This is a genomic window from Pseudomonas sp. HMSC063H08 (assembly GCF_001813645.1).
Classification (GTDB): domain Bacteria; phylum Pseudomonadota; class Gammaproteobacteria; order Pseudomonadales; family Pseudomonadaceae; genus Pseudomonas; species Pseudomonas aeruginosa.
This window is the reverse complement of sequence record NZ_KV813429.1, coordinates 81976-99577: the sequence shown is the minus strand read 5'-3', so window position 1 is coordinate 99577 and position 17602 is coordinate 81976. Positions and strand designations below refer to the sequence as shown.

18 protein-coding genes and 1 tRNA gene are annotated in these 17602 nt (G+C 66.9%); 9 read left to right on the top strand and 10 right to left on the bottom strand.

What is annotated here, in order from left to right:
- Positions 1-5: 5 nt before the first annotated feature.
- The 6 genes from HMPREF2924_RS12485 to HMPREF2924_RS12460 all read right to left on the bottom strand — a co-directional run bounded on the left by HMPREF2924_RS12485 (position 6) and on the right by HMPREF2924_RS12460 (position 6605).
- A complete protein-coding gene (locus HMPREF2924_RS12485; protein WP_003130946.1) occupies positions 6-992 on the bottom strand; it encodes an aliphatic sulfonate ABC transporter substrate-binding protein in 987 nt (328 codons plus the stop codon).
- A gap of 107 nt (positions 993-1099) precedes the next feature.
- Positions 1100-2251, bottom strand: a complete 1152-nt coding sequence (locus HMPREF2924_RS12480; RefSeq protein WP_003130944.1) for an acyl-CoA dehydrogenase family protein — start codon at positions 2249-2251, stop codon at positions 1100-1102.
- Positions 2252-2255: 4 nt separating this feature from the next.
- Positions 2256-3338: an LLM class flavin-dependent oxidoreductase gene (locus HMPREF2924_RS12475; protein WP_003130942.1), complete on the bottom strand. Its 1083-nt coding sequence runs from the start codon at positions 3336-3338 to the stop codon at positions 2256-2258.
- A 9-nt stretch (positions 3339-3347) separates the two neighbouring features.
- Positions 3348-4292 (bottom strand): ABC transporter substrate-binding protein, encoded by a 945-nt coding sequence (locus tag HMPREF2924_RS12470; protein ID WP_003130939.1) that lies wholly within the window; start codon positions 4290-4292, stop codon positions 3348-3350.
- 9 nt (positions 4293-4301) lie between these two features.
- Positions 4302-5369 (bottom strand): LLM class flavin-dependent oxidoreductase, encoded by a 1068-nt coding sequence (locus HMPREF2924_RS12465; RefSeq protein WP_003130938.1) that lies wholly within the window; start codon positions 5367-5369, stop codon positions 4302-4304.
- 339 nt (positions 5370-5708) lie between these two features.
- The gene (locus HMPREF2924_RS12460) at positions 5709-6605 is read right to left on the bottom strand and encodes a LysR family transcriptional regulator (RefSeq protein WP_003090383.1); all 897 of its coding nucleotides are present in this window, start codon (positions 6603-6605) and stop codon (positions 5709-5711) included.
- Between the two features lie 112 nt (positions 6606-6717).
- On the opposite strand from HMPREF2924_RS12460, the gene HMPREF2924_RS12455 reads away from it, so the two are divergent.
- Both HMPREF2924_RS12455 and HMPREF2924_RS12450 read left to right on the top strand, forming a co-directional pair.
- Positions 6718-7323, top strand: a complete 606-nt coding sequence (locus HMPREF2924_RS12455; protein ID WP_003097613.1) for a 3-mercaptopropionate dioxygenase — start codon at positions 6718-6720, stop codon at positions 7321-7323.
- Positions 7320-8903 carry a rhodanese-related sulfurtransferase gene (locus tag HMPREF2924_RS12450; protein WP_003130935.1) on the top strand — a complete coding sequence of 528 codons (1584 nt, stop codon included), beginning with the start codon at positions 7320-7322 and terminating at the stop codon, positions 8901-8903. Before HMPREF2924_RS12455 ends, HMPREF2924_RS12450 begins: the two co-directional genes overlap by 4 nt.
- 134 nt (positions 8904-9037) lie before the next feature.
- On the opposite strand, the gene HMPREF2924_RS12445 is transcribed toward HMPREF2924_RS12450, so the two are convergent.
- A tRNA-Ser gene (locus HMPREF2924_RS12445) sits at positions 9038-9127 on the bottom strand.
- Positions 9128-9256: 129 nt separating this feature from the next.
- Here HMPREF2924_RS12445 and HMPREF2924_RS12440 point away from each other — a divergent pair.
- The 7 genes from HMPREF2924_RS12440 (at position 9257) to HMPREF2924_RS12410 (ending at position 13466) form a co-directional block, all read left to right on the top strand.
- Positions 9257-9925: a Bax inhibitor-1/YccA family protein gene (locus tag HMPREF2924_RS12440; protein ID WP_003090386.1), complete on the top strand. Its 669-nt coding sequence runs from the start codon at positions 9257-9259 to the stop codon at positions 9923-9925.
- A gap of 110 nt (positions 9926-10035) precedes the next feature.
- Entirely contained in the window at positions 10036-10431 is a 396-nt protein-coding gene (gene tusD, locus HMPREF2924_RS12435) for a sulfurtransferase complex subunit TusD (RefSeq protein WP_003090387.1), read from the top strand.
- On the top strand, positions 10428-10787 hold the full coding sequence (tusC, locus tag HMPREF2924_RS12430) for a sulfurtransferase complex subunit TusC (RefSeq protein ID WP_003090389.1): 360 nt from the start codon (positions 10428-10430) through the stop codon (positions 10785-10787). The genes tusD and tusC overlap by 4 nt, the downstream gene beginning before the upstream one ends.
- A complete protein-coding gene (gene tusB / locus HMPREF2924_RS12425; protein WP_003090391.1) occupies positions 10787-11092 on the top strand; it encodes a sulfurtransferase complex subunit TusB in 306 nt (101 codons plus the stop codon). The genes tusC and tusB overlap by 1 nt, the downstream gene beginning before the upstream one ends.
- Complete coding sequence (locus tag HMPREF2924_RS12420) at positions 11089-11424, top strand: TusE/DsrC/DsvC family sulfur relay protein (RefSeq protein WP_003090393.1); 336 nt, start codon at positions 11089-11091, stop codon at positions 11422-11424. The genes tusB and HMPREF2924_RS12420 overlap by 4 nt, the downstream gene beginning before the upstream one ends.
- A complete protein-coding gene (locus HMPREF2924_RS12415; RefSeq protein WP_003108776.1) occupies positions 11421-12404 on the top strand; it encodes a glycosyl transferase family protein in 984 nt (327 codons plus the stop codon). The genes HMPREF2924_RS12420 and HMPREF2924_RS12415 overlap by 4 nt, the downstream gene beginning before the upstream one ends.
- 87 nt (positions 12405-12491) lie before the next feature.
- On the top strand, positions 12492-13466 hold the full coding sequence (locus HMPREF2924_RS12410) for a glutathione S-transferase family protein (protein ID WP_003108775.1): 975 nt from the start codon (positions 12492-12494) through the stop codon (positions 13464-13466).
- 4 nt (positions 13467-13470) lie between these two features.
- On the opposite strand, the gene cysG is transcribed toward HMPREF2924_RS12410, so the two are convergent.
- The 3 genes from cysG to HMPREF2924_RS12395 all read right to left on the bottom strand — a co-directional run bounded on the left by cysG (position 13471) and on the right by HMPREF2924_RS12395 (position 17597).
- Complete coding sequence (gene cysG, locus HMPREF2924_RS12405; protein WP_003131135.1) at positions 13471-14868, bottom strand: siroheme synthase CysG; 1398 nt, start codon at positions 14866-14868, stop codon at positions 13471-13473.
- A 1-nt stretch (position 14869) separates the two neighbouring features.
- Positions 14870-16150, bottom strand: a complete 1281-nt coding sequence (gene serS, locus HMPREF2924_RS12400) for a serine--tRNA ligase (RefSeq protein ID WP_003097631.1) — start codon at positions 16148-16150, stop codon at positions 14870-14872.
- 121 nt (positions 16151-16271) lie between these two features.
- Positions 16272-17597, bottom strand: a complete 1326-nt coding sequence (locus tag HMPREF2924_RS12395; RefSeq protein ID WP_003097632.1) for a replication-associated recombination protein A — start codon at positions 17595-17597, stop codon at positions 16272-16274.
- Positions 17598-17602: the final 5 nt, after the last annotated feature.

The window sequence follows — 17602 nt, the reverse complement described above, 5'->3', positions numbered from 1 at the left end:
ACTCCTCAACGCTGGCCGACGCGGAGGTCGGCGGGCAACTGGCGGGCCACTTCGGCGGCACCAGCGGACAGGCTGAAGTCGAACGCCGGGGCGACCTCCAGCGACTTCGGCAGCACGCCTTCGGCATGGAAGAAATCGGCGGCGGTCTGCAGGGTGGCGGCAACCTCCGGACCGAAGACCACAGGACTGATGCGCGCCTCGCCAACCCAGCGCCGAGTGACTTCGCGCGGCATGTTCAGATCCTTGGCCAGGGCCTCGGCGAACGCCTCCGGGTGCCTCAGGGCCCAGGCCTGGGCACGCGCCAGGCGGGTCAGCAGGTCGCTGATCGCGGCCTTCTTGCGGGCGATCGCAGCGTCGCTGGCCAGGGCATAGGAGTAGCCGGTCATGATCCCGGCACCGTTGTCGATGACCCGCGCCTGATCGAGCAGCACGGCGCTGGAGGTATAGGGCTCCCAGGGCACCCAGGCGTCTACCGAGCCACGCACCAGGGCGGCGCGGCCGTCCACCGGACCAAGGAAGGAAAAGCTTACGTCCTGCGGTCCGAGGCCGGCGCGACGCAACGCGCCAAGGGCGAGGAAATGCCCCCAGCCGCCGCGATTGACGGCAATGCGCTTGCCCTTGAGGCCGGCCACCGAACGGATCGGCGAGTCCTTGCCGACCACCAGCGCCACGGTCGCTGGGTTGAAGTGCCAGGCGCCCACCGCCTTGAGCGGCGCGCCGGCAGCGTAGACGAAGAGGAACGGGATGTCGCCGGTAAAGCCTATGTCCAGGGCCCCGGCGTTGAGCGCCTCGAGCACCGGTGCACCGGAGGGGAACGCCGACATTTCCAGCTTGTACGGCAGGTCGTCGAGCTCGCGGGACGCGCGCAGGGCGGCGTAGCGGTCGCCCTTCACATCGCCCAAGCGCAGGCTGATGAGGTCGGCGGCGCTGGCGGCTCCAGCCAGCAGGGTCGCGGCCAGCAGGCCGGCAAGCACACACAGGGGTCGTTTCATGGGCAATCTCCAGGCAGCTCCGCACGGAGCCGGGGCTATCCTGGGCTATCCGTTCCGCCGGTGCGGTCGCCGACAAGGCCAGGGTCGAGAATCGTGGGAGGTACGTTTCAAAGACTCAGCGCCGCCCTCCCCGCCGCGCTCCAGACGCTATCTTTCTGTGGCGTGTGGACCCGTCCGCAAAGCACGTCGCGGTAGTGCCGCTGTAGCGGATTGTGCCGGCTGAGGCCGTGGTTGCCGCTCAGTTCCAGGGCCTTCTCGACCACCGCCAACGCGTTGTCGATGACCGCGACCTTGAGCAGCCCGGAGTCGCTGGCGGGCAACTGTCCGCAGCACGCGGCATCGAGCAGCAGGCGGTTCTGCAGGAGCAGGCCGTCGATCTCGCCGAGCGCCTCCTGCATCCTCGGCAGGCTCGCCAACGGCGCGCCGAGACTGGCCGGCACGCGCTCGCGCAGCCAGCCGACGAGCCACTCGCGGGCGCTCCCGGCGATACCGTCGTAGAGAGCGCCAAGCAACACCGCGCTAGCCTGGGCGAAGTCGCGCAGCACGGCCTGGTCCGGCGCCGGAGGCTGGTCGTGGGGATGCAGGCCGATGGCGTTTTCCAGAGGCACCGCCACCTCTTCGAAGAGCACCTCGTGGCTGCCGCTGGCGCGCATGCCCAGATGGTCCCAGCTCTCCACGATACGGATGCCTGGGCTGTCGCGGCGCACCAGCCAGGTACCCACGCGTGGGATCGGCTCGTCGCTGCACGCCCATACCGCCAGCCAGGTCAGCCCAGGAATGCCGGTGGTGTAGAGCTTGTGCCCGGACAGCCGCCAGCCGTCGCCGACACGCCGCGCCAGCGTACCCGGCAGACCGCCGCGTGACGGCGAACCCAGCTCGGGCTCCACGCGCAGGCTATTGATCAACGCCCCCTGCTCCAGCACCTCGCGCGCCACGCGCCGCTTGAGCGCGCCGGGCCAATCGGGGTTATCGGCCAGGCGCCGCAAATGCAGGTACTGCATGCACAGCACCAGGGCCGTGGAGGGTTCGCCGCGAGCCACCGCGCCGATTACCCTGCGCAGCTCGCCGAGGCTGGCGCCGGGACCGCCGAGCGCAGGCGGCAAGGCTAGGGCGAGCAGCCCGTGGTGTCGCAGCAGGGCCAGGTTGGCATGGGGAAAATCTCCGCTGCGGTCATGGGCATCGGCGCTTTCCGCCAGTTGCCGGGTCAGTTCCGGCAGCCATTCGTCGAACGCCGCCGAGGGAGTCTGCAGGACGGCCATGGGATCAGGCCGTGGCGCGCCGGCGCTCGCGCTCGGCGACTTTGGCGCGGGTCAGCGGGATCAGCTCGCGGCCATATTCCACGGCATCGGCGAGGGGATCGAAACCGCGAATGAGGATATTGCGCACGCCCAGGTCGTAGTAGGCGAGCAGCGCGTCGGCCACCTGTTCCGCGGTACCGACCAGGGCGGTGGAGTTGTGCCCGCCACCGACCAGCCTGGCGATTCCGGTCCAAAGGCGCTCGTCGAGGCGCTCGCCCTGCTCCACCGCCTTGAGCAGACGCTGGGCGCCGACGCTCTGCGGCTTGCCCTTGGGGAAGCCGGCCTCGCCCAGGCGCGCGCCGGCGCTTGCGCGTATCGCCTCGGCCTTGGCCCAGGCCTCGTCCTCCGTGCGCCCGAGGATGGGCCGGAACGACAGGCTGAATTCCACTTCGCGACTATTCGAGCGCGCCTGTTCGCGCACAGCGGAGATGGTTTCGGCGGCCTGTGCCAGAGGTTCGCCCCAGAGCATGAACACATCGGCCTGCTTGCCGGCGACCTTCAGCGCGGCTTCCGAGGAGCCGCCGAAATACACCGGAATGTGCGGTTTCTGCTGTGGACGGATGGCCGAGAAGGCGTGCTCCACGCGGTAGTACGCGCCGTGGAAATCGAAGGGTTCGGTGCTGGTCCAGGTGCGCTTGAGCAGTTCGATGAATTCGTCGCTGCGGGCATAGCGCTGGTCGTGGTCGAGATAATCGCCGTCCTTGCGCTGGTCGGCGTCGCTGCCGCCGCTGATGATATGCACCGCCAGGCGCCCGTCGAGGAGGTGTTCGAGGGTCGCCAGCTTGCGCGCGGCCAGGGTCGGGGCGACGAAACCGGGGCGGTGCGCCAGCAGCAGACCGATCCGGGAAGTGGCCAGGCCAGCGGCGGCGGCCACCAGGAATCCATCCGGCTGGTCCGACCAGTAGCCGACCAGGATTCGATCGAAGCCGGCCTCTTCGTGGGCGCGTGCGAAAGCGGCGATGTAAGGCTTGTCGAGGATAGGTCCGACCGGCGCGAGGGTCTCCGAGGCCAGGCGATGGCCGATCATGCCGAGAAACTGGATGCTCATGGTCCGTACTCAGTGGAAGGCTTCGTTGAAGGACGTGTCGATCACCGTGGAAGTGTCGAACGGCTTGGGCAAGGCACCGGTCTGCAGCAGGAAATCCGCGGTCTCCTGGTAGTCGGTGGCGGCCTGGGCGTCTACCGGGCCGACGCTCATGCCGGCCTGGCCGATCCAATGGCGGGAGACTGCCCGGTCGAGATTGGCCTTCTGCGCCCAGAGGTCGGCGTACTGCTCCTTGTGTGCCTCGACCCAGGCCCGTGCCTTGCGCAGGCGGCCGAGGAAGTCGGCGATCTGCGCGCGCCTGGGCTCGATGGAAGCAGCGTTGGCGGCGATGCTGGACAGCCCCGGCATCAGGTCGCGGGCGGTGAGAATCGGCCGTGCGCCGGAAACCACGATCTGCTGCGAGATATACGGCTCCCACACCGGAAAGGCATCGATGCTGCCGCGCGGCAAGGCGGCGGCGGCGTCGATCGGCATCAGCTTGACGAACTCCACGTAGTCCTTCGGCAAGCCGGCTTTCTCCAGCGCGCGCAAGGTCAGTTGCTGGCTCCAGGCACCGGGCCAGTAGGCGACTTTCCTGCCCTTGAGATCGGCAATGCTGCGCACCGGAGAATCCTTCGGCACCAGCAGGGCTATGGTATCGAGGTTCTGCCGCGAGACGCCGACCAGCTTCACCGGCGCACCCTTGGCGGCGAGGAAGATGAAGCCCGAGTCGCCGAGGAAACCCAGGTCCAGCGCTCCGGCCTGCAACCCTTCGGCCACCGGCGCGGCGGACTGGAAATGCTTCCATTCGACCTGGTAAGGCGCGCCTTCGAGAACTCCCGAGGCCTCCATTGAAGCCCGCACGTTGTAGTAGTTCTGGTCGCCCACACGCAACGTCGGCAGGTCTGCGGCCTGGGCCAGGGAGGCACCGAGCAGAAGCGTGGCGAAGCTGGTTAGCAGGTATTGCTTGAGTTTCATCGGAGCTCCTCAACCGGCGTGCCGCAACAGCGGCAGGCGGGCGATATGGTCATGTATGGCGGGAATCAGGCCCTGGCCGTAGCGCACGGCGTCGCCGAGCGGATCGAAGCCTCGAATCAGGAAGGTCGAGACGCCCAGCCGGTAGTACTCGCCAAGCGCAGCGGCAACCTGCTCGGGGGTGCCTACCAGGGCGGTGGAGTTCCAGCGCGCCCCGGTCAGCCGGGCCACGCCGGTCCACAAACGGCTGTCGAGCACCTCGCCCTGCTCGGCGGCGGCCAGCAGGCGCTGCGAACCGACGTTCTGCGGCTGGTGGTCGCGCAGCGGCAGACCGAGGCGCGCACGGTTCTCGCGGACCTGTTCGAGCACCTCGGCGGCACGCTTCCAGGCGGCCTCCTCGGTATCCGCGACGATCGGCCGGAATGACACCGAGAAGCGCGGATCGCGTCCCTGGGCCTTGGCGGCGGCGCGCACTCGGCGGATATGCCCGTCGACCGCGGCCAGCGGCTCGCCCCAGAGCATGTAGGTGTCGGCGTGCCTGGCGGCGACCTCGATGGCTGCGTCGGAGGAGCCACTGAAATAGATCGGTATGTGCGGCGACTGGCGCGGGCGCACCGCTGGCGAGGCGCCCTGGAAGCGGTAGAACTCGCCGTCGAAATCCACCGGTCCCGTGGCGGTCCAGATAGCACGCAGGGCTTGCAGGTATTCATCGGTACGGGCGTAGCGGCGGTCATGGTCGAGGTAGTCGCCATCGCGCGCGAGGTCCTCGTCGTTACCACCACTGACTACGTTCAGGGCCAGGCGGCCCTCGCTGAACTGATCCAGGGTGGCCAGTTGGCGTGCCGCCAGCGGCGCTGCGATCACCCCCGGGCGATAGGCCAGGAGAACGCCAAGGCGCCGGGTGGCAGCGGCGACGAAGGAACTGACCACCGCGCCCTCGGCGGCATTGCTGAAATACCCCACCAGCACCCGGTCGAAGCCGGCGTCCTCATGGGCCTGGGCGAAACGCCGGACGAAACCGGCGTCCACAGCCTCCCCCAACGGCTGGTCCACCTCGGAACTCGGTGTGGCGGTGATCATGCCGAGAATTTCCACGCTCACGCTGTTGCCCTCGCCTGGGCCGCTCGACTGATAAGGTTGGCGGCTGTCGTTATAAGAAAAACATCTGCATGGGTGCTTTTCTTAGAAGCTACAGGCTGAAACTACATGATGGAAATTCATTTTTGTCATATCTTAATATGCTAAACACGCATATTTAGCTTTTCCGTCTTTGCGTTTCCCAAGGCGGACACTATGCGTAGCCGCCCTCGCTCCCTCTTCCCTCTGAAGCGAAAAGGGGCTCGCAGGGGAATGTTGATCCCGACTGCAGCCCCTTCTCATTCACGCTCCCGTCTCCCGGGGATCTCCCGGCGCCGCTACTCAACCGGCTTGCATATCCAACCCCTCGGCCACCGCCCTGCCGAACAGCCGTGCCGGCGTCTCCAGATTGCCCAGCAGGCGCGGACGCACCAGCCAGAGCTGGATCAGCGGCTGGAAATCCTCCAATTGCAGCACCTGCAACTGATCGCGGTAGCGGCTACGCGCCAGGGCCGGCGCCGGCACCAGGCCGAGACCCCGGCCCGCGGCGACCAGGCCCAGTTGCAGCTCGCTGCCGAAAGTCTCGAGGTTCAGTTGCAGGCCCAGGCCCTGATCGGCCAGGGCCCGTTGCAGGCCGGCACGGAAGCCGCAGCCATCGGGGTTGAGCACCCAGCCATGGTGGTAGCAATCGAGCAGGCGTCGCGCCTGGATGGCACTGTCGCGGGCGACCACCACGCAGAGTTCCATGCGCCCTAGGGGCGTGGCGCCGAGTTCTTCGGGGAACACCTTGCTTGGCGGAAACAACACCACTGCCGCGTCCAGTTCGGCATTCTCCAGGCGCGCCAGCAAATGGCTGCCCCAGCCAGTGCCGACCTGCGCGCGCAGCTCCGGGTACTCGTCGGCCAGCCGCCGAAGGGCATCCAGCAACACCACCTCGCCGATACTCTGCGGCACGCCCAGGCGCAGCACGCCACTTGGTGTGGCGTCGCCGGCCACCAGTTCGCGCAGGCCATCCACCTCGCGCAGCACCCGCCGGCACTGTTCGTAGACCCGCAGTCCGCTGGCGGTGGGTTTGAGCGGCTTGGTATTGCGGTCCAGCAATGCCACTCCGAGGGACTCCTCCAGGCTCTGTACCCGCCGGGTGATCGCAGACTGGGTCAGGCCCAGGCTCTCGGCGGCCTGGCTCAGGGAAGCGTTGCGGATCACCGCGACGAAGGCGTCGATGTCATCGATTTTCATGGGGCCGGCACCAATTGCATTTCTCGCATATTAGCTTAGATTCAAAATGCATTTCAGGAATAAAAAAGCGTTTGCTACCGTACCGCCAGAACTTCCCGGAGTGAATCCCCGCATGTCATCCATCCTGCGCCTCGACCGCCTGCGCCAGTTCATCGGCGAGCTGGCGACACTGCTCGACAGCCGTCCCGACGAATCCACCCTGCTCGCCCAAGCCCACCCCCTGCTGGCCGAGCTGGTGCGCCAGGACGACTGGCTGCCGGAAGACTGCGCCCGCCCCGATCCACAGCGCTACCAACAGTACCTGCTGCATGTCGACTCACGGCAGCGCTTCTCGGTGGTCAGCTTCGTCTGGGGGCCGGGCCAGATCACACCGGTACACGATCATCGGGTCTGGGGCCTGATCGGCATGCTCCGCGGGGCCGAATACTCGCAGCCGTACGCCTTCGATGCGGGGGGGCGTCCGCATCCCAGCGGAGCCCGTCGACGCCTGGAGCCCGGCGAGGTCGAAGCGCTGTCGCCACGCATTGGCGACGTGCACCAGGTGAGCAACGCCTTCAGCGACCGCACATCCATCAGTATCCACGTCTACGGCGCCAATATCGGTGCGGTACGGCGTGCCGTGTTCAGCGCCGAAGGTGAGGAAAAACCCTTCATTTCCGGCTATTCCAACAGCCGCTTGCCCAATATCTGGGACCTGTCGAAAGAGAACCCCGCATGAGCCAGATCGCCGTACGTACCTTCCACGATATCCGCGCCGCTCTCCTCGCCCGCCGGGAGCTGGCGCTGCTCGACGTGCGCGAAGAGGACCCGTTCGCCCAGGCCCATCCCCTGTTCGCCGCCAACCTGCCGCTGTCCAGGCTGGAACTGGAGATCCATGCCCGGGTGCCGCGCCGCGACACGCCGATTACCGTCTACGACGACGGCGAAGGCCTGGCGCCGGTCGCCGCGCAACGCCTCCTCGACCTCGGCTACAGCGACGTGGCCTTGCTCGATGGCGGCCTGTCCGGTTGGCGCAACGCCGGCGGCGAGCTGTTCAGGGATGTGAACGTGCCGAGCAAGGCCTTCGGCGAACTGGTGGAGGCCGAGCGCCACACGCCATCGCTGGCCGCGGAGGAAGTACAGACTTTGCTCGACGCCAGGGCCGACGCGGTGATCCTGGATGCCCGTCGTTTCGACGAATACCAGACCATGAGTATCCCCGGCGGCATCAGCGTGCCCGGCGCCGAACTGGTGCTGCGCGTCGCCGAACTGGCGCCGGACCCGCGCACCCGGGTGATAGTCAACTGTGCCGGGCGCACTCGTAGCATCATCGGTACCCAGTCGCTGCTCAACGCCGGCATCCCCAACCCGGTGGCGGCATTACGCAACGGCACCATCGGCTGGACGCTGGCCGGTCAGCAACTGGAACACGGCCAGACGCGACGCTTCGGTGCGATCTCGCAGGACACTCGCAAGGCCGCCGCCCAGCGCGCCCGTGCCGTCGCCGACCGCGCCGGCGTCGAACGCCTCGACCTGGCCGGTCTGGCCCAATGGCAGGACGAGCACGACCGCACCACCTACCTGCTCGACGTACGCACGCCCGAGGAATACGAAGCCGGTCACCTGCCTGGCTCCCGCTCCACGCCCGGTGGCCAGCTGGTTCAGGAAACCGACCATGTCGCCAGCGTGCGCGGCGCGCGCCTGGTACTGGTGGACGACGATGGCGTACGCGCCAACATGAGCGCCTCCTGGCTGGCCCAGATGGGCTGGCAGGTCGCGGTACTGGACGGACTCTCCGACGCCGACTTCAGCGAGAGAGGCGCCTGGAGCGCGCCGCTGCCGAGGCAACCCCGGGCCGACACCATCGACCCGACCACCCTCGCCGACTGGCTGGGCGAACCGGGCCCCCGGGTGCTCGACTTCACCGCCAGCGCCAACTATGCGAAACGCCACATCCCCGGCGCCGCCTGGGTATTGCGCAGCCAGTTGAAGCAGGCACTGGAACGGCTGGGCACGGCCGAGCGCTACGTACTCACCTGCGGCAGCAGCCTGCTGGCGCGCTTCGCCGTGGCGGAAGTCCAGGCACTCAGCGGCAAGCCAGTGTTCCTTCTCGACGGCGGCACCAGCGCCTGGGTCGCCGCGGGCCTGCCGACGGAAGACGGCGAAAGCCTGTTGGCGTCGCCGCGCATCGACCGCTACCGCCGCCCCTACGAAGGTACCGACAATCCGCGCGAAGCGATGCAGGGCTACCTGGACTGGGAGTTCGGCCTGGTGGAGCAACTCGGTCGCGACGGAACCCACGGCTTCTTCGTGATCTGAAGCCATTACCCGACGAAATCGGAGAGTCATCGAATCGACGCCGGGCAGGCTGCGGAAACGATCCGGAAGTGCGGAAGAGCAGCGCCCCGAAAATGCAAAAGCCCCGCTCAGCGGGGCTTTTCAGTACGCGGATATGGCGGAGGCGGTGAGATTCGAACTCACGGAAGAGTCTCCCCTTCGACGGTTTTCAAGACCGTTGCCTTAAACCACTCGGCCACACCTCCGCATCGCGGGGCGCCATAGTACCGGATAGCAACACACTGTCAAACTCTATCGATTGGCCCTGGCAGAGGCTTTGCTATCATGCCCATCAGTACGTCATGGACCCGTTCCCGTTAAGGAGTACCCACACCATGCAAGAACAGCAATATCAGCTGAACTCCGCCGTCGCGGAACAGCGTGAAGTCAGCGGCGTTCTGCGCAATACCTACGGCCTGCTGGCACTCACCCTAGCCTTCAGCGGCCTGGTGGCCTACGTTTCGCAGCAGATGCGCCTGCCCTATCCGAACGTGTTCGTGGTGCTGATCGGCTTCTACGGCCTGTTCTTCCTCACCGTGAAGCTGCGCAACAGCGCCTGGGGCCTGGTCAGCACTTTCGCCCTGACCGGCTTCATGGGCTACACGCTCGGCCCGATCCTCAACATGTACCTCGGCCTGCCCAACGGCGGCAGCGTCATCACTTCGGCGTTCGCCATGACCGCCCTGGTGTTCTTCGGCCTGTCCGCCTATGTGCTGACCACCCGCAAGGACATGAGCTTCCTGTCCGGCTTCATCACCGCCGGCTTCTTCGTCCTGCTGGGCGCCGTGCTGGTATCGCTGTTCTTCCAGATCAGTGGCCTGCAACTGGCGATCAGCGCCGGCTTCGTCCTGTTCTCCTCGGCGATGATCCTCTACCAGACCAGCGCGATCATCCACGGCGGCGAACGCAACTACATCATGGCCACCATCAGCCTGTACGTGTCGATCTACAACCTGTTCATCAGCCTGTTGCAGATCTTCGGCATCGCCGGCGGCGACGACTGATAGAAAGCGCCTCCGGAAAAGCCCGTCCCCGCGACGGGCTTTTTCATTTGCGGACCGGCAAAACACAGGCATTGGTTTATCATTCGAAGAAATCCTTCGCGTATCGCAGCATGAAATTCGCCATCGCCCTATTCGACCCTCCCCACTCCCCCGCCGCCCGCCGCGCGCTGCGCTTCAGCGAAGCCGCGCTGGCCGGCGGGCACGAAATCGTCCGCCTGTTCTTCTACCAGGACGGCGTGCACAGCGCCTCGGCCAACGTCGTGAGCGGCCAGGACGAGTTCGACCTGCCCGCCGCCTGGCGCGAGTTGGTCGAGCGCAACGGCCTGGACGCCGTAGTCTGCATCGCCGCCGCCCTGCGCCGCGGCGTGCTGAACGCCGAGGAAGCCGAACGCTACGGCCGTCCCGGCGCCAACCTTGGCGCACCATGGGAACTGTCCGGACTCGGCCAGTTGCACGAGGCGGCGCAAAGCGCGGACCGCCTGGTCTGCTTCGGAGGCGACCGATGAGCCAGTCGCTGCTGATCATCAGCCGCCAGTCGCCCTGGTCCGGCCCGAGCGCCCGCGAGGCGCTGGACATAGCCCTGGCCGGCGGCGCCTTCGATCTACCGGTCGGCATGCTGTTCCTCGACGACGGCGCGTTCCAGCTGGCTCCCGGCCAGCATCCTGCGCACCTGCAGCAGAAGGACCTGCAGGCCAACCTGCAGGCCCTGCCGATGTTCGGCGTGGACGACCTCTACGTCTCGGCCCGCAGCCTGCGCGAGCGTGGCCTGGCGGAAGAGCGCCTGGCCCTCGCGGTCGAGGTGCTCGACGACCAGGCCCTGCGCGACCTGCTGCAACGCTACGACCAGGTGATTACCCTCTGATGGCCACGACCCTCCACGTACTGTCCCGCTCGCCGTTCAATGACGGCCGCCTGGGCAGTTGCCTGTACCTGCTCAACCCCGGCGACGGCCTGCTGCTCTGCGGCGACGCCGTGCACGCCTTGCTGGCCGGCAGCCACGCCTGCCAGGCCCTGGAACTGATGCCGGCGGAAATCGAACTGTTCGCCCTGCTGGAAGACCTCCAGGCGCGCGGTATCGAGGACGTCCCCGCTCGCCTGGTGGCGGTGGACTACCCCGGCTTCGTCGAACTCGCCACCCGCTTCGACAAGGTCAACAGTTGGCTATGACGCTCCTTACGCTGGAAGGCCGGGAAATCCGGCTGGACAAGGACGGCTACCTCGCCGCTCTCGACGATTGGTCGGAGCCGGTGGCGGAAGCCCTGGCCGCCCGCGAGGAGCTGGCCCTGACCGCCGAGCACTGGGAGATTCTCCAACTGCTCCGCGAGTTCTATGCGGAGTTCCAGCTGTCTCCGGCCAACCGCCCGCTGATCAAGTACGTCGCCCAGCGACTGGGTCCGGACAAGGGCAACAGCCTGCACCTCAACCACCTGTTCAAGGGCGCCCCGGCCAAGCTTGGCGCGAAGCTGGCCGGCCTGCCGAAACCGAGCAACTGTCTATGACTCTCTCGACTCCCGCCGAACATCCGTTCGCCCAGTTCGTCCGCATCCTCGGCAAAGGCAAGCGCGGAGCGCGCAGCCTGACCCGGGAGGAAGCCCGCGAGGCCCTCGGCATGATCCTCGACGGCAGGGTCGAGGACACCCAGCTGGGCGCCTTCCTCATGCTCCTGCGGCACAAGGAGGAAAGCAGCGAGGAACTGGCCGGTTTCACCGAGGCGGTGCGCGAGCGCCTGCAAGTCCCGTCCTTGCGCGTCGACCTCGACTGGCCGAGTTACGCCGGCAAGAAGCGCCACCTGCCCTGGTACCTGCTGGCCGCCAAGTGCCTGGCCGGCCATGGCGTGCGCATCCTCATGCACGGCGGCGGCGCGCATACCGCCGGACGCCTGTACAGCGAACAGTTGCTGGCGGCGCTGGAGATCCCGCTCTGCCACGACTGGCTGCAGGTAGAACAGGCCCTGGAGCGCGGCCACCTGGCGTTCATTCCGCTCGGCGCCTGGATGCCGGTGCTGCAACGCATGATCGATCTGCGCAATACCCTCGGCCTGCGCTCGCCGATCCATTCGCTGGTTCGCCTGCTCAACCCCCTGAATGCGGATTGCATCCTGCAGAGCATCTTCCACCCCGGTTACCAGGAAACCCACCGCGAGGCCAGCCGCCTGCTCGGCGACCGGGCCATCGTCATCAAGGGCGAAGGCGGCGAGATCGAAGTCAACCCGGACGTCGTCGCCCACCTGTATGGTTGCGACCAGGGCGAAGCCTGGGACGAGGAATGGCCGGCATTGTCGACGCACCGGCACATGAAGCCGGAACAGCTCGACCCGGGTTTCCTTCGGGCCGTCTGGGACGGCCGCGAAGGCGACGCCTATGGCCACCTGGCGGTGCTCTCCAGCATGGCCCTGGCGCTACGGGCCCTTGGCAAGAATCGCGAAGAAGCCTTCAAGGAAGCCGCGCACTACTGGGCGACCCGAAACGAATCGATCTGATCGATACGAATAGCCCTTTATTTATATAAATTTATCGATCGCCCGACACTAGACTGTTCCTCCAACGACGTATGGAGGAACCCGCTCATGGGACAGTTGATCGATGGCCGCTGGCACGACCAGTGGTATGACACACAGAAAGACGGCCGCTTCCAGCGCGAAAACGCCCAGCGCCGCCATTGGCTGGGCGAGCCGGCGTTCCCCGCCGAGGGCGGGCGCTACCATCTCTATGTCTCGCTGGCCTGCCCCTGGGCCCATCGGACCCTGATCGTGCGCAAGCTGAAGGGGCTGGAGTCGCTGGTGGATGTTTCGGTGGTCAGTTGGCTGATGCGCGAGAACGGCTGGACCTTCGACCCCGCCCACGGCTCCACCGGCGATCGCCTCGACGGCCTGGCCTTTCTGCACCAGCGCTATACCCGCGACGACCCGCACTACAGCGGCCGGGTCACGGTGCCGCTGCTGTGGGACAAGCGGGCGCAGAAGATCGTCAACAACGAATCAGCCGATATCGTCCGCATCTTCAACAGCGCCTTCGACGCCATCGGCGCCAACGCGCTGGACTTCTACCCGGAGCCGCTGCGCGAGGAGATCGAACGCCTCAACGGACGCATCTATCCTGCGGTCAACAACGGCGTGTACCGTGCCGGCTTCGCCACTCGCCAGGACGCCTACGAGGAGGCCTTCGTCCAGTTGTTCGAGGAACTGGACTACCTGGAAGGCTTGCTCGGCGAACGCCGCTACCTGGCCGGCGAATACCTGACCGAGGCCGATATCCGCCTGTTCACCACCCTGGTGCGCTTCGATGCGGTGTACCACGGACACTTCAAGTGCAACCTGCGGCGCATCGAAGACTACCCGAATCTCTCCGGCTGGCTGCGCGAACTGTACCAACGCCCGGGCATCGGCGAGACAGTGGACTTCGAACATATCAAGGGGCACTACTACGCCAGCCACCGCACCATCAACCCGACCGGGATAGTACCGCTGGGCCCGCGTCTCGACCTGGCGCGCGCGCCAGGCCGGGAACGACTTCCCGGCAAGGGCATCTGGGGAGAAGGCTGAAGGCTCAGGCGTCCTCGCGGGCGCCTTCGAACCAGGCCAACTTGTCGCGCAGTTGCACGACTTCGCCGACGATCACCAGGGTCGGCGCATGCACTTCGTGCTCGGCCACCAGCTGCGGCAGGTTTTCCAGGGTTCCGGTGAATACCCGCTGCTGGGCGGTGGTCCCCTGCTGGATCAGCGCCGCCGGGGTCTGGGCGGAGCGACCGTGGGCGACCAGTTGCTCGCAGATCACCGGCAATCCCACCAGGCCCATGTAGAACACCAGGGTCTGGCCAGGCGCTACCAGGTCCTGCCACGGCAGGTCGGTGGTGCCGTCCTTCAGATGACCGGTGACGAAACGAACCGATTGCGCATGATCGCGATGAGTCAGTGGAATCCCGGCGTAGGCCGCGCAGCCGCTGGCCGCGGTGATTCCCGGCACGACCTGGAAAGGTATGCCGTGGGCAGCCAGTTCGTCGATTTCCTCACCGCCGCGGCCGAAGATGAACGGGTCGCCACCCTTCAGGCGCAGCACGCGCTTGCCCTGGCTGGCCAGCTCCACCAGCAGGCGGTTGATCCGATCCTGCGGCACCGCATGTTCGGCACGGCGCTTGCCGACGTACAGGCGTTCGGCATCGCGGCGGCATAATTCGAGGATCGACGGCGCCACCAGGCGATCGTAGAGCACCACGTCGGCCTGCTGCATCAGGCGCAGGGCACGGAACGTCAGCAGGTCCGGATCCCCCGGCCCGGCCCCGACCAGATATACCTCGCCCGTGGCTATGTGCGCGAGGCCGCCGGCCAGGCGCTCTTCCAGGAGACGCTCGGCTTCCGCCGGACGGCCGGCCAGGACACGCTCGGCGATCTCGCCCTGGAACAGGTTTTCCCAGAACACCCGGCGCTGCTGCAGGTCGGGTAGCAATTCCTTGATCCGGTGGCGGAAGCGGCTGGCGAGTCCGGCCAGTTGCCCGTAGGTCGAGGGAATCCAGGTTTCCAGCTTGGCCCGGATCAGCCGCGCCAGCACGGGCGCATCGCCGCCGCTGGAGACCGCCACCACCAGCGGCGAACGGTCGACGATGGCCGGGAAGATCACGCTGCACAGGGCCGGCGCGTCCACCACGTTGACCGGTATCCCGCGCGCATTGGCCGCTCGCGACACCTCGGCGTTCAGCGGTTCGTCGTCGGTGGCGGCGATGATCAGGGCGCAGCCGGGCTGGTCGCCGTCCTGGTAGTCGCGTTCGAGCAGCTCACCGCCGCCCTGCTCCACCAGATGCCGCAGTTCGATGTGGATCTGCGGCGCGACCACGCGCAGGCGCGCGCCGGCGTCGGCCAGCAGGCGCGCCTTGCGCAGGGCGACTTCGCCGCCGCCGACCACCAGCGCGAGGCGCCCTTGCAAGGAGTGGAACAGCGGCAGGAAATCCATGTCAGCCGATCACCTCGATGCCAGCCATGTAGGGCTTGAGGACTTCCGGCACACGGATCGAGCCGTCCGCCTGCTGGTAGTTCTCCAGTACCGCCACCAGGGTGCGGCCGACGGCCAGGCCGGAGCCGTTGAGGGTGTGCACCAGCTCGGGCTTGCCGGTTTCCGGATTGCGGTAGCGGGCCTGCATGCGCCGGGCCTGGAAGTCGCCGCAGTTGGAGCAGGAGGAAATCTCGCGGTACTTGTCCTGGCTGGGAACCCAGACTTCCAGGTCGTAGGTCTTGGTCGCACCGAAGCCCATGTCGCCGGTGCACAGCGCCAGCACCCGATACGGCAACTCGAGCAGTTGCAGGACGCGCTCGGCGTTGGCGGTCAGGCCTTCCAGCGCCTCGTAGGAAGTGGCCGGATCGACGATCTGCACCATCTCCACCTTGTCGAACTGGTGCTGGCGGATCATGCCACGGGTATCGCGCCCGGAGGCGCCGGCCTCGCTGCGGAAGCACGGGGTATGGGCGACGAACTTCAGCGGCAACTGCTTGGCATCGAGGATCTGCCCGGAGACGATGTTGGTCAGCGAAACCTCGGCGGTCGGGATCAGGTAGAGGTCGGCTTCGCCGTCGCGGCCGATCTTGAACAGGTCCTCCTCGAACTTCGGCAACTGGCCGGTGCCCTGCAGCGCCGGAGCCTGGACGAGATAGGGGGTGTAGGCCTCCTCGTAGCCATGCTCGGCGGTATGCAGGTTGATCATGAACTGCGCCAGGGCGCGATGCAGGCGGGCGATCGGGCCGCGCATGAGGGCGAAGCGCGCGCCGGAAAGCTTGGCGGCGGTCTCGAAATCCAGCCAGCCGTGCCGTTCACCGAGGGCGACATGGTCCTTGACCTCGAAATCGAAGGTCTTCGGCGTGCCCCAGCGACGCACTTCGACGTTGGCGTCCTCGTCGGCACCGACCGGCACCGACTCGTGCGGCAGGTTGGGAATGCCCAGCAGCATGGCATCCAGTTCGCCCTGGATAGCGTCCAGCTGGCGCTTGCCTTCCTCCAGTTCGGAGCCCATGCGGTCGACATCGGCCAGCAGCGGCGCGATGTCCTCGCCACGCTGCTTGGCCTGGCCGATCGCCTTGGAACGCGCGTTGCGCTCGGCTTGCAGCTGCTCGGTACGGGTCTGTACCGACTTGCGCTGCTCTTCCAGCGCTTCGATGCGTGCGACATCCAGTTGGAAGCCACGGGTGGCCAGGCGGGCAGCCACTTCTTGCGGCTGGGTGCGTACCAGTTTGGGATCGAGCATGCTCTTTTCTCGTCTCGTGTCGGTTATCGGCGGTTCGTGGCCCGGTTGGCGCTTCGCCGGCCCCGGCGACGTCATCGACGCCGTCGCGGAAGCCTGGCTAGCTCCGCCGAGCCCATACCGCTCAGGATTTTCTGCGTTGGCGGGGACTGGTGCGATCCAGCTCGGCCAGGTGTTCCAGCTTGTCGCGGATCTTCAGTTCCAGGCCCCTCGGCACCGGTTGATAGTAACGCCGCGGCTCCAGATCCTCGGGGAAATAATCCTCTCCGGCGGCATAGGCATCCGGCTCGTCGTGGGCGTAGCGGTATTCCTCGCCATAGCCGAGGCTCTTCATCAATTTGGTCGGCGCGTTGCGCAAGTGCAATGGCACTTCCCGCGAGCCGCTTTCGGCGACGTCGCGCATCGCCGCGTTGAACGCGCTGTACACCGCATTGCTCTTCGGCGCACAGGCCAGGTAGACGATGGCCTGGGCCACCGCCAGCTCGCCTTCGGGGCTGCCCAGGCGCTCCTGCACGTCCCAGGCCGACAGGCACAGGCCGAGGGCGCGAGGATCGGCATTGCCAACCTCCTCGCTGGCCATGCGCACCACCCGCCGGGCGATGTACAGGGGATCGCAGCCGCCGTCGAGCATGCGCGCGAACCAATAGAGTGCCGCATCGGGATTGGAGCCGCGCACCGACTTGTGCAGCGCGCTGATCTGGTCGTAGAACGCCTCGCCGCCCTTGTCGAAACGTCGGCGGGTATCGCCGAGCAGATTCTGCAGCAGCTCGGGGCTGATCTCGCTGCCGTCCTCGGCGAGGTCGGCAGCGTTCTCCAGCAGGTTCAGCAGGCGCCGCCCATCGCCGTCGGCGGCGGCCAGGAGAACCTGGAAGCTCTCCTCCGGCAGCCTCAGCTTGCGCTTGCCGAGGCCCTTGTCCTCGTTCAGCGCGCGGCCCACCAGCTTGCGCAGGGCGGCTTCGTCGAGGCTCTTGAGGACATACACGCGAGCCCGCGAGAGCAGCGCATTGTTCAACTCGAAGGACGGGTTCTCGGTGGTCGCGCCAATGAAGATCAGCGTGCCGTCTTCCACATAGGGCAGGAAGGCATCCTGCTGGCTCTTGTTGAAGCGGTGCACCTCATCGACGAACAGGATGGTCCGGCGCCCGTATTGCGCGGCGTGCTGCTTGGCCACCTCGACCGCCTGGCGGATCTCCTTGACCCCGGACAGCACCGCGGAAATGGTCTCGAAATGGGCGTCCGACACCTGCGCCAGCAGCCGCGCCAGGGTGGTCTTGCCGACTCCCGGCGGGCCCCAGAAGATCATCGAGTGCAGCGCGCCCTGCTCCAGCGCCTCGCGCAAGGGCTTGCCGCGGGCCAGCAGGTGTTCCTGCCCCACGTACTCGTCCAGGTTTGCGGGCCTCAGCCGTGCCGCCAGGGGCTGCGCGACGGGCTCGCTGCGGAACAGATCCACGGCTT